Annotated in this window: 1 protein-coding gene; it reads right to left on the bottom strand. The window is 30.1% G+C overall.

The features are described from left to right. Nucleotides 1–1370: hypothetical protein (locus ACH5BF_RS14215; RefSeq protein WP_423274898.1), on the bottom strand; the 1370-nt coding region annotated here is incomplete at both ends.

The following is a 1370-nucleotide window of genomic DNA, read 5'->3' as shown; positions in this document are numbered from 1 at the left end:
TTACATCATCTATTTGTGTTACATATACTGAATCACTTGAGTTTACAGTTATTGTCTCTACATCTGTTAGAAGTGTTGAGAATGCTACATCTAAGATTAAGTCTTCTGCTATGATTGTTCCAAACAGGTTATCTTTCTCATTTATTGTTATATCATTTACTACATTTGCGTTTATTGTTTTTATTTCTGTATTTAGGTTTACATTTAATGCATCTATTGTTAACTTATCTACTTTTACTAATGATGTTGTATCTTTATTCTCTATATTTGAGTTTGAAATTACTTTCATATTTGTCGCATTTACTGTACCTATTTGTAAATCATCTTTCTCTTCTAGGTATATATCTGTATTTACCTCTGCATTCAATACTTCTACTTCTGTGTTTAGATAACTTGTTGCAGAACCAACACTATTTGCATTTACTGTTAAGTCTGTTGCTTTTACTTCTCCTAGTAATTTATCTATATTTACTGTGATTGCATCTTTCTCTGTTAAGTATACTGTGTCATTTGCCACTGTAACATTCATCGTATCTACATCTGTATTTAAGTGGTTTCCAATTTCACCTATCTCATTTGCATTTACTGTTAATGTTGTTGCTTTTACTTCTCCTAGTAATTTATCTATATTTACTGTGATTGCATCTTTCTCTGTTAAGTATACTGTGTCATTTGCCACTGTAACATTCATCGTATCTACATCTGTATTTAAGTGGTTTCCAATTTCACCTATCTCATTTGCATTTACTGTTAATGTTGTTGCTTTTACTTCTCCTAGTAATTTATCTATATTTACTGTGATTGCATCTTTCTCTGTTAAGTATACTGTGTCATTTGCAACTGTAACATTCATCGTATCTACATCTGTATTTAAGTGGTTTCCAATTTCACCTATCTCATTTGCATTTACTGTTAATTCTGTTGCTTTTACTTCTCCTAGTAATTTATCTATATTTACTGTGATTGCATCTTTCTCTGTTAAGTATACTGTGTCATTTGCAACTGTAACATTCATCGTATCTACATCTGTATTTAAGTGATTTCCTATTTCACCTATCTCATTTGCATTTACTGTTAATGTTGTTGCTTTTACTTCACCTAATAATTTATCAATATTTACTGTGATTGCATCTTTCTCTGTTAAGTATACTGTGTCATTTGCAACTGTAACATTCATCGTATCTACATCTGTATTTAAGTGGTTTCCAATTTCACCTATCTCATTTGCATTTACTGTTAATGTTGTTGCTTTTACTTCTCCTAGTAATTTATCTATATTTACTGTGATTGCATCTTTCTCTGTTAAGTATACTGTGTCATTTGCAACTGTAACATTCATCGTATCTACATCTGTATTTAAGTGATTTCCT

Origin of the sequence: Arcobacter pernae (genome assembly GCF_049472135.1) — a bacterium.
Classification (GTDB): domain Bacteria; phylum Campylobacterota; class Campylobacteria; order Campylobacterales; family Arcobacteraceae; genus Arcobacter_B.
The sequence above is the reverse complement of the archived record's forward strand: the minus strand, read 5'-3'. Positions and strand labels throughout refer to the sequence as shown.